The sequence below is a fragment of the Actinacidiphila sp. bgisy167 genome, assembly GCF_057707665.1.
The window spans coordinates 1-10,137 of the sequence record NZ_JBYIQP010000132.1 but is presented as its reverse complement, the minus strand read 5'-3'; the positions used below and the strand labels follow the sequence as shown (position 1 = coordinate 10,137).

Annotated in this window: 9 protein-coding genes and 1 pseudogene; 5 read left to right on the top strand and 5 right to left on the bottom strand. The window is 70.9% G+C overall.

Features of this window, described 5'->3' with window-relative positions:
* Window positions 1-70 precede the first annotated feature (70 nt).
* The 5 genes and pseudogenes from AC3ET4_RS29475 to AC3ET4_RS29455 form a co-directional block, all read right to left on the bottom strand.
* Window positions 71-430, bottom strand: a pseudogene (locus AC3ET4_RS29475) (nucleotidyltransferase family protein); the annotation flags it as partial.
* 17 nt (window positions 431-447) lie between these two features.
* Complete coding sequence (locus AC3ET4_RS29470; protein ID WP_431954802.1) at window positions 448-879, bottom strand: nuclear transport factor 2 family protein; 432 nt, start codon at window positions 877-879, stop codon at window positions 448-450.
* Window positions 880-903: 24 nt separating this feature from the next.
* Window positions 904-2,349, bottom strand: a complete 1,446-nt coding sequence (locus AC3ET4_RS29465; RefSeq protein WP_431954801.1) for an ankyrin repeat domain-containing protein — start codon at window positions 2,347-2,349, stop codon at window positions 904-906.
* Entirely contained in the window at window positions 2,346-2,867 is a 522-nt protein-coding gene (locus AC3ET4_RS29460) for a cupin domain-containing protein (protein WP_431954799.1), read from the bottom strand. Before AC3ET4_RS29460 ends, AC3ET4_RS29465 begins: the two co-directional genes overlap by 4 nt.
* Entirely contained in the window at window positions 2,864-3,184 is a 321-nt protein-coding gene (locus AC3ET4_RS29455; RefSeq protein WP_431954797.1) for a putative quinol monooxygenase, read from the bottom strand. The genes AC3ET4_RS29460 and AC3ET4_RS29455 overlap by 4 nt, the downstream gene beginning before the upstream one ends.
* 298 nt (window positions 3,185-3,482) lie before the next feature.
* Here AC3ET4_RS29455 and mdlC point away from each other — a divergent pair, with 298 nt between their 5' ends.
* The 5 genes from mdlC (at window position 3,483) to AC3ET4_RS29430 (ending at window position 9,673) form a co-directional block, all read left to right on the top strand.
* Window positions 3,483-5,138, top strand: a complete 1,656-nt coding sequence (gene mdlC, locus AC3ET4_RS29450; protein ID WP_431954795.1) for a benzoylformate decarboxylase — start codon at window positions 3,483-3,485, stop codon at window positions 5,136-5,138.
* 21 nt (window positions 5,139-5,159) lie between these two features.
* Window positions 5,160-5,912, top strand: coding sequence for an SDR family NAD(P)-dependent oxidoreductase (locus tag AC3ET4_RS29445; protein ID WP_431954793.1), 753 nt, complete (start codon window positions 5,160-5,162; stop codon window positions 5,910-5,912).
* A gap of 210 nt (window positions 5,913-6,122) precedes the next feature.
* Entirely contained in the window at window positions 6,123-7,019 is an 897-nt protein-coding gene (locus AC3ET4_RS29440) for a LysR family transcriptional regulator (protein WP_431954791.1), read from the top strand.
* A gap of 36 nt (window positions 7,020-7,055) precedes the next feature.
* Window positions 7,056-7,934 (top strand): TIGR03619 family F420-dependent LLM class oxidoreductase, encoded by an 879-nt coding sequence (locus AC3ET4_RS29435; protein ID WP_431954789.1) that lies wholly within the window; start codon window positions 7,056-7,058, stop codon window positions 7,932-7,934.
* A 263-nt stretch (window positions 7,935-8,197) separates the two neighbouring features.
* The gene (locus AC3ET4_RS29430) at window positions 8,198-9,673 is read left to right on the top strand and encodes an MFS transporter (RefSeq protein ID WP_431954787.1); all 1,476 of its coding nucleotides are present in this window, start codon (window positions 8,198-8,200) and stop codon (window positions 9,671-9,673) included.
* Window positions 9,674-10,137 lie beyond the last annotated feature (464 nt).

The window sequence follows — 10,137 nt, the reverse complement described above, 5'->3', positions numbered from 1 at the left end:
CTCAAACCAGCACGGGCACCTGTCGTCAAATCAGTCGCCACACCGCCCTACTACCTGCGGATTCGGGTCAGAAGCGGATCAGCTCACCGAGGTCGAAGTCCGTGAGCGCGTCTCCGGAGATGACCAGGAAGGTGTCGTCCTTCAGGGCGCTCTCGGCGTTCTTGACGCTGCCCGCTGTGCCCAGCGGGCGTTCCTCGTGCGCGTAGGTCAGTTCCATGCCCAGCTCGTCTCCGGTGCCGAAGCGGCTGCGGACGAGTTGGGCGAGGAACTGGACGGTAATCACCGTCTCGTGCAAGCCGTGTTTGCGCAGCAGGCGCAGCACGTGCTCCATGATCGGCCGGTTGGCGACCGGGAGCAGCGGCTTGGGGAGGTTCGCGGTGAGCGGACGCAGGCGGGTTCCCTCGCCCCCTGCCATGACGACGGCCTTCACGGGTCCGTGGCTCCTTGTCAGGACGACAGGTAGGTGGTCTCGGCGAGGCCGAAGGCGGCGCCGGCCAGAATCGGGTCGAAGTACTCGCGGTAGCGGCTGATCAGGCCGGCTTCGGTGAAGGTGAAGGTGCAGATGTAGCTGTTGCGGTAGACGGTCCCGTCCTTCTTGACCAGGTGGCCGTCGAAACGGGCGATGGCGGTGTCCCCGTCGATCCACAGCTCCAGCAGCGGGAAGCTCAGCGACTCGAACATGTCGGGCAGCGACTTCCAGCGTGCGTGGACCGCGTTGCGGCCGGCGATGCGGGGCGGGAACATCTCGGTGCCGTAGGGGTAGAACTGCTCGCCGTCGGGATCCCAGAGGCGGATCCAGGAGTCGATGTCCTTGCGTTCGAGGAACGCGAGGAAGTCGCGGACGGCGGCGGCGATCCGTTCCCTGGGGGGAATACCCATGGTGCTCCTCCTGAGTGTCCGGGATCAGGCGAGGCGGTTGCGGATCGCTTCGGTGACCCGGTGGCCGGTGCCGAAGACCTCGGTGGCGAGGTCCAGGGGGGTCTTGCCGTCGTGGCCGACCAGGTGCAGGTCGGCGCCGGCCTCCAGGACGGCGAGCGAGCACTCCTCGTAGCCGTGCCACAGCGCGTCGTGGAGGGGGGTGTAGCCGTTGGTGGCGCCCTGGAAGTCCAGGTCCACGCCGGGCCAGGAGGCGATGATGCGGGTGGACTCGACGTGGCCGTTGTAGACGGCCTTGTGCAGCGGCACGGCGCCGAAGGTCGGCTCCGTCGCGTTCACGTCGGCACCGGCCTCCAGGAGGATCCGCACGATCTCGATGTGACCGTCGCGGGCGGCGACCAGCAGCGGGGTGTGCGCGTCGTTGAAGCCGTTGACGATCGGGAACCGCTCGTCGACCTCGGCTCCGGCGGCGAGCAGGCGGCGCACCTCGGCGGCGTCCCCGGCGGTGACCGCGGCCATCAGCTTCTGCGACGCGGCCTGCGCGGCGTCGGACGCCTGGCGTTCGCGCAGGTACTTCTCCGCCAGCAGGAGGTCCTCCTTGCCGGACTCGTTGACGTTGAGCTCGTACTCGAAGTGCTGCTGGAGGGAGAAGCCGTAGTGGGTGCTGAGGTTGAGGCCGGCGCCGCGGTCGACCAGGTACTTGGCGATCTCCGGGTACTTGAACCACACCGCGTCCATGACGGGGGTGTGGCCGGTGGTGGGCGCCACCGCGTCGATGAAGGCGCCGGCCTCGACGAGCGCCTGGACGACCGGCAGGCTGCCGCCCTGGCACGCCTTGTGCAGCGCGGTGGCGCCGGCTCCGCTGTCGGCGGCGTAGACGTCGGCGCCGGCGTCCAGCAGGAGGCGGACCATGGGCAGGTCGGCGTGGCCGGCAGCGGTCATGAGCAGGGTCAGGCCGCTGGCGTCGCGGTGGTTGACATCGCCGCCGAAGCGCAGCAGCTCGGCGGCCAGCTCGCGGTCGCCTGCGGCGACGGCTGCGGCGAGGCGCTCCTCGCGGTCCTTGGTGAACGCCGCGATCTCGCCGTTGGGGTCGAAGTACACCTTCCAGGTGGCGATGCGCTCGTCGTCGCCGACGACGAGGACGTGGGCGTCCTCGATCTCGAACAGTTCGCCGGTGCGGGTGTGCCGGGCCTTGGTGTAGATGACGGCGACCGCGGTGTCCCCCTGGGCGCGCAGGTCGCGCAGCTCGTAGTCGAGGACCTCGGTGGTTTCGCCGCGGACGGCGAACGCCTCACGGACGGCATCGAGGCCGCGGTGGCGGCCCAGGTAGGGGACGACGGCGTTCCACTGGTCCTGGGGCAGGGTGAAGTCGATGTCGGGAGAGAGCAGGGACAGGGCGCCGTCGAGGTCGCCCTGCTCCAGGGCGGTGAAGTAGTCCTGGACGACCCGGTGCGTGGTCTGGGAGTCGGTCATGGCGCATCCTCCGGTGAAGTCGAGCCGTGTGCGTCTGGCTGGGCGGGCGGATGAAGGACAAGGCCGTGTCGAGGGGCCAGGTCGCCGATCAGCCGGATCTGCTCGGGGGTCAGCGGGGCGGGGGCTACTCCCGCGCGGGCCGTTTCTCCGATTTCGGTGAAATATTCGTCCATCCCACCGGGCGTGAAAAGGAAGATCAGGCGACCGGGATGGGTTCCGGCATTCCGGAAGCGGTGCCTGACGCCGTGCGGTATGTAAACGAAGTCTCCGGGGCCGGCCTCGAAGGTGCTGTCCCCGGAGAGGAATTCGAACCGCCCGGACAGGATGTAGAAGGCTTCGTCGAGTTCCCGGTGCAGGTGCGGGGGCGGGCCGCTCCCGGGAGGAACGGACGCCTCGGCGAGGGTGAGCCGGCCGCCGGTGGATTCCTTGGTCGCCTTGAACGAGTAGACGGCGTCACCGAACCAGATCGTCCGGCCGCCCTCGGGGCGCAGGTGCAGCACGCCTTCCGCTCCGGTCACCGGCCCTCCCCGGCGCCCACGGGTTCGCAGACCTCCAGCACACGGTGGTCGATGTCGCGCCGCAGGTAGGTCATCCGCTCGGCCATGAAGTCGGCCACGTAGGGCAGCGCGAGGTGTACGTCGAGGTCCTCCTGGCTGCGCCAGACCTCGTAGAACACGAACATGTCCTTGTCCTCGGACGCCTGGTGCACCCGGTAGTCGATGCATCCGGGCTCCCGGCGGGCGCGGTCGGCGAGGGCCAAGAGGGCGTCCTGTAACTCCGCGGATTTCTCCGGACGGGCGCTGGCAAATCCCAGCACCGCTATGGGTATGGTCACCGCTGCTCTCCTCGTCGGATTGGCGTGGCCGGCCGCATTGCCGCCTCGGGCCTGAACCGGCCCATGGCGACGACGCTAAGTACTCCTGGGGCGGCGCGGCTAGGCCGGGCAGAGCAGAAGCCGACAGGTCGTTAAGTTGGGGCTGCAATCCGTGCGGTAGCTGACGAAGTAGCCGTGAATTGTCGTCCTGTTCTTGCGGCGACGGGTCGCGCGAACTGAGCCTGCAATTGACACCGCGGCATACGGGTACGGCTCGGCGCTCCCGGATCGGCCCGACCGTTACGAGGCAGGAGTGACCGTGACACAGGATGGAGCAGGGTCCCGCACCGTGCGGGACGCCACGCTGGACCTCTTGCGCCAGCTGGGCCTGACGACGATCTTCAGCAACCCCAGCCACACCGAGATGAAGCTCTTCGACGAGTGGCCCGACGACTTCAAGTTCATCACCGGCCTGCACGAGTCGAGCGTGGTCGGCATGGCGGACGGCTATGCGCAGGCCACCGGCAAGCCCTCACTGGTGATCATCAACGGCGGTCCGGGCCTCGGCAACGCCATGGGCTCGGTCTACACCGCGGCCAGCGCGCACACCCCGATGGTCATCCTCGGCGGCCAGCAGGCGCGCAAGCTGCTGCTCGGCGAGCCTTTCCTCAACGCCACGGAGGCGCCCTCGCTGCCCCGGCCGTACATCAAGTGGTCGGGTGAGCCGGCTCGCCCGCAGGACATCCCGGCGCTGATCGAGAAGGCCTACCACATCGCGGCGCAGGCCCCGGCCGGCCCGGTGTTCGTCGCTGTGCCGGAAGACGACTGGGTGCGCCCGGCGAGCCCGACGCCGCTGAAGCCGCGCACGGTGCGCAGCGCTGTCGTCCCCGACCCCGCGGTGATCTCCGAGATCGCCGAGGCGCTGAACGGCGCCGAGCGTCCGGCGCTGGTCGCCGGTCCCGGCGTGGAGATCGGCGGGGCGCGCACGGAGCTGGTGCGGCTGGCGGAGCGGCTGAACGCCACGGTGTACGGCAGCCCGGTGTGGCCGCGCGGCAGTTTCCCGGAGACCCACCCGCTGTTCGGCGGAGTGCTGGCCCCGTTGCCGGAGCTGATCAACCAGCGGCTGGCGGAGCACGACGTGGTGGTGGTGCTGGGCAGCCCGACGTTCACGCTGTTCACCACCGCGGACCTGTTCTCCACCGCCCCGGCGCCGCTCGATCAGAGCGACCAGCCGCGGCTGCCGGAGGGCACGAGGGTCATCCACGTCACCGATGACCCGGAGGCGGCCGCGTGGTCGCTGGCGGACAGCGCGGTGGTCTGCCCGCCGGCGCAGGCGGTGCGGGACCTGGTTCCGCTGGCCGTGCAGCGCGAGCGCGCGGCGGCGCCCGTGGTGCAGCGGGCCGAGGTGGCGGTGCCCGAGCCGTCGACGCCTCTGTCGCAGGCCTACCTGTTCCACCAGCTGGCGCAGGTGCTGCCCGAGGACGCACAGGTGTTCGAGGAGCTGCCGATCGCCCGTGCCGACTTCCACGAGCAGCTGCCGCTCGGTCCGCAGAACGGCTACTTCGCCACGGCCAGCGGTGCGCTGGGCTTCCCGTTCGCCGGCGGTGTCGGCTACGCGGTGGCCAGGCCGGACCAGCGGGTCGTGGTGGTCACCGGTGAGGGCTCGGCGCAGTACACGCTGCACGCGCTGTGGACCGCGGCGCGCTACAACCTGCCGGTCACCTTCGTCATCCCGAACAACTCGGGATACCTGTCGCTGAAGTACTACCTGGACGAGGCCGGGCAGAACGCCTGGCAGGAGGGCTGGGACCTGAGCGGCGTCGACATGGCCCAGCTGGCGCGCGGCTTCGGCTGCCCCGCCGAGCGGATCGAGACGCCGGAACAGCTGCAGGCGGCCCTGAAGACGGCGATGTCCACGGACGGGCCCATGCTGCTGGACGTCGTGGTGGCCGACCCCGGCCTGTTCCGTCTGTAGTCCGCGCCGGGAAGGAATGACATGGCACAGTTGCAGGGCAAGACGGCGCTGGTCACCGGCGCCTCCCGGGGGATCGGCCGGGCCATCGGCACCCGGCTGGCGGCCGACGGAGCGCGGGTGGCGGTCCACTACAACGGCAGTGCGGACGCCGCGAACGAGGTGGTGGACGCCATCCGGCGCGACGGAGGGCAGGCGGTCGCGGTGCGGGCGGACCTGTCCGCCGACGACGGCGTCGAGCAGGTGGTGTCCCAGCTGCTGCCGTGGCTCGACGGCGGGCAGCTGGACGTGCTGGTCAACAACGCGGCGCTGTTCGGCGGCACGCTGGAGGAGGCGGACGGGGCCGAGTTCGACCGGCTGTTCGCGGTGAACGTGCGCGCGCCGTTCTTCCTGGTGCAGCGGCTGCTGCCGGTGCTGGGGAAGGGTTCACGGGTCGTCAACATCTCCTCCGGGGTGACCTGGATGGCGATCCCCCAGGTCGTCTACTCGATGACCAAGGGGGCGGTCGACGCCATGACCCGGACCCTGGCCAAGAACCTGGGACCGCAGGGCATCACGGTCAACTCGGTCTCCCCGGGCATCACCGACACGGACATGAACCCCTGGATGGAAGTGGACGCCCAGGCGACGGCGAACGCGATCGCCATGACCGCGCTGGGCCGGATCGGAGCGCCTGCGGACATCGCCGACGCGGTGTCGTTCTTCGCCTCGGACGACGCCCGTTGGATCACCGGCCAGCGCATCGACGTCGCCGGCGGGCTGTTCCTGGGCCCCTGAGCGGCACCCGACCGGCACCCGGGGGCCGTCGCCGCGGACACTGCGGCGACGGCCCTTCGCCGTGCCCGGGGCCTGCCGGGGCCTTCCCGGACCTGCCGGGTGTTCCCGGACCTGACGAAGTAGGCGCATGTTTGCCCGCTGCCGGGCCGCGGCGGCGCACTGGGCCCTAATGCGCTGCCATAGTGGGGAGCCGTCGTGGAGCGGGGAACGATGGATGTCCGGACGCAGACCTTGCGGTACTTCGTGGCCGTGGCCGAAGAGATGAGCTTCAGCGCCGCCGCGGAGCGCCTCGGCGTCTCGCAGCCCGCCGTCAGCCGGCAGATGCGCCTGCTGGAGGAGCAGATCGGCGCGCCCCTGTTCGCGCGCAACACGCGTGACGTGCGGCTGACGGCTGCGGGCGGGGCGCTGCTGGAGCCGGCCCGGCAGACGCTGCTGATGTGGGAGAAGGCCACCCGCCTGGCCCGCGCCGCTTCCGCCCTCACCGACAACCGGCTCCGGGTGGGCTGCCCTTCGCTTGGCATGAACGCGCTGATGGCCGAGGCCGCCGGGGCGTTCAGCCTGCGTTTCGCCCCGGTGCTGGTCCAGCCGCACACCTACCTGGCCGACCAGGGCACTGCGCAGCTGCGGCAGGGAATGGTCGACGCGGCCTTCCTGTGGCTGCCCGCCGACACCACCGGCCTGGCCGTGGAGGTGATCGCCGAGGAGACGCGGATGCTGGGCATCGCCGAGGGACACCCGCTGGCTCACCAGAGCCGGGTGGACCTGGCGGATCTGGGGGCGGACGCGTGGCGGGTGAACGGCGGCGCACTCGCCGCGGCGCCGTGGGAGAGCGATCCGTTGTGCGCCATGCCGGCCGACAACGTCGAGGAACTGCTGGAGAACGTGGCCTCGGGCGGCGGCATGTGCGTGCTGCCGCAGTCGGTGGCCCGGCTGTACCAGCGCCCGGATCTGTGCTGGAAGCCGCTGGCGGACGCACCGCCGCAGCGCATAGGGCTGGCATGGCCCGCCGAGCGCCCGCACTCCTTGGTACGCAACTTCGCTGACCTGGTTCTCCGCCTCGGCTGGTCCCAAGAACCGCTGTCCGACCGTCAGAGCTCTTCCGCCTGAGCACGATGACAACTGTCCTGTTGTTTGGAGCACTTCATGGAACTCGGCGTCTCCGTCGAACCCCCTTTCCCAACCGACGACGGCACCCTGGCCGTGGATACGGCACGCCGGGTCGAGGAACTCGGCTTCCACTACGTACTCATGTCCGGCCATGTACTCGCCAACGCGAACGGCTCGGCCGCCGACCCGCTGGTTCTGCTGGCCGCGGTGGCCGGCGCCACCTCGCGCATCCGGCTGGCCACCAGCGTCCTGGTGACGCCGTACTACAACCCGGTGGTGCTGGCCAACCAGGCGTCAACCCTTGATGTGGTGTCAGGGGGGCGCTTCACGCTGGGAGTCGGCACGGGCTGGAACGAGGACGAGTTCGCCGCGCTGGGCGTGCCCGTCCGGCAGCGCGGCACGCGCACCGACGAGGCGCTGCAGGTGATGCGGGCGCTATGGCAGGGCGGCCCCACCAGCTTCGAGGGCCGGTACACCACGCTGCGGGAGGCGCGGATCGGTGTCGTCCCGCGCACGCCCGGCGGCCCCCGGGTGTGGGTCGGCGGGCACAGCGAACCCGCCCTGAAGCGAGCTCTGCGGCTGGGTGACGGCTGGCACGGGGGCGGGCTGGACCCGCGCGGTGCCGCGGCGCTGCGCGCCCAGTTGCGCCGGCTCGGCGAGGAGACCGGGTACGACGCCGAGCGGCTCGAACTCAGCCTGGTGTGCTTCCTGGTGCCTCCAGGCCTGCCGCAGGGCCGTCCGATGCCGGGCCGGGCGCTGGGCGGCGCCCGGCCCAGTGCGGCGAGCGTGGTCGACGAGCTGGCTGCGCTGGCGGAGGCGGGGATCTCCATGTGCTCGTTGTGGATGCCCGTCGAGGCGTCCGCGACCGGTGACGCGCTCGCGTGGGTGGCCGAGGAAGTGAAGTCGAAGCTGTAGCCGGAACCGTCGACGCATTCTCCGTCGCAGGCCGGGGCGCCATCGGCCGCCAAGGCCTGCGCACGCAGCGACTATAACTGCTCGTCATAAAAGCAGTTATTGGACCCGGCACTCCTTCCTCCGGTTCACTTCCAATGCGCCGGTGTGGATGCCGACACCGCCGCCAACCGGTGCGCACGAAAACGGAGAATGCGCAGGCGCAGCGGCTCCTTCCTCGTCTGCGAACCGGTACGCGTGCTTCCTTTCCAGATGAGGAGTGTTCCTTGGGTACCAATCCCTCACCACGTCCTGCGGACACGACCGCACCGGCTGGGCGGAGCCTCCAGCGGCTCTCCCTCGGCGTGCTCTGCGGGGCACTCGCGCTCGATCTCGGTGGTCTGGCCGTCATGAACGCCGCCCTGCCGCGCATCGGCGAACAGTTCCACCTAAGCGACGCGACGCTGCAGTGGGCGATGACGTCCTACGCCGTCACCTTCGCGGGCTTCCTGCTGTTCGGTGGCCGGCTGGCCGACGTGCTGGGGCGGCGCTTCGTGTTCACCCTTGGCGTGGTGCTGTTCACCGTCGGCGCCCTGGCCGGCGCAGTCGCGCCGAACGTGGCGCTGCTGATCGTCGCCCGGGCCGTGCAGGGCGTCGGCGCGGCCCTGTCCGGCCCGGCTGCGCTGGCACTGCTCACCGAGGTCTTCCCGGAGGGCCCGGCGCGCAACAAGGCGTTCAGTGTCTACGCCGGCGTGGGTGCCGCGAGCATCAGCGGCGGCCTGGTCCTGGGCGGTGTGCTGACCCAGGTGTTCTCATGGCGGGCGGTGCTGGTCTTCCTGGTGCTGTTCGGCGCGGTCGTGCTCGCGGGCATCAAGGCGGCGCTGCCGGCCGGTGAGCGCTCCAGCCAGCCGGTGGACGCCCCCGGTGCCATCACGGTCACCGTCGGCCTGATTCTGGCCGTCTTCGGCGTCAGCCGCGGCGGCCAGTCCGGCTGGGAGGACGCTGGCACCATCGTGTCGCTGGTGGCGGCCGCGATCATGCTGGTGCTGTTCGTCGTCCGCGAGAGCACCACGGCCCAGCCGCTGCTGCCGCTGTCCGTCTTCCGCTCCGCGCCCGTGCGGGCCAGCTCGCTGACCGCATTCCTGTTCTGCACCGCCTCGATCGGCCTGCTGTTCTTCGCTCCCCTGTACCTGCAGGGCATGCTGGGCTTCTCGCCGGTGGAGTCGGGCCTGGCCACGATCGCCAATCCGCTGACGGTGTTCGTGGTGTCGAACTTCTTCACCCCGAAGCTGTTCGGCAAGCTGGGCATGAGGGGTCTGATGACCGCATCCCTGACACTGATCGGCCTCGGCGTGCTCACCTGGGTGCTGACCCCGCTGGACGGCAACTACTGGTACGTGCTGCCGGGCCTGGTGCTGTGCGGCATCGGCCAGGGCTTCGGGTTCCCCGCGATGACGGCCGCCTCGTTGACGGGCATCCCGCAGCACCAGCACGGCGTGGGCGGCGCGGTGAACGTAACCGCGCAGCAGATCGGCTCCAGCGTGGGCGTCGCCGTGCTCGTGGTGGTGGCGTCCGCGTCCGCCAGTGCGGGAACCTCCGGCACGCTGCACGGCTACCACATCGCCTACGTCACTGCCGCCGTCGCCTGCGTGGTGGGCGCGCTCGCGGTGCTCACCGGACGCGGCTGGCCGGAGGCGCTCGGCCAGGCCCCTGCCGAGGAGCCGGCACCGGCGGCCGCGAAGACCATCGGGGCGGCAAACTGAGGGTCTGTCACACCAGCGGATCCGGTCGTCGCTGAGCACATCCGGCGGCGTCGGGATCCGGTGAACGGCCCGTGCTCCCCGGCCGCAGCCGCTGCGGCCGGGGAGCACCAGACCGAGCCGTCCGCCGGTGCGGGCGGGCGCGACGGCTGACAGAGGCATGCGGCAGCGGACCCGAGCCCGTGCCCATCGGCACGCCGCCGGGGCGGCGAACAGCGCATCGGCGCCCCGGCGGCCTCGCCGTGGAGCAGGCCGCACGCCGCGGCCCGCACTGATCGCGCCGGTCGACGGTGCCGGCGCAAGCCCGGCTCCCGAGGCGGTCGGCCCCCGCGAAGTCCACCGCCTCACCCGCCCACGCGCCGTGGCCGCGCGGTACGGCGGGCCCGCCGTCCGCCAGGAGCGGCCGTACAGCTCGCCGTACCCGGCGAACGGCCGTGACCAGTACGTTCCCCCCGCACCCTGACCGA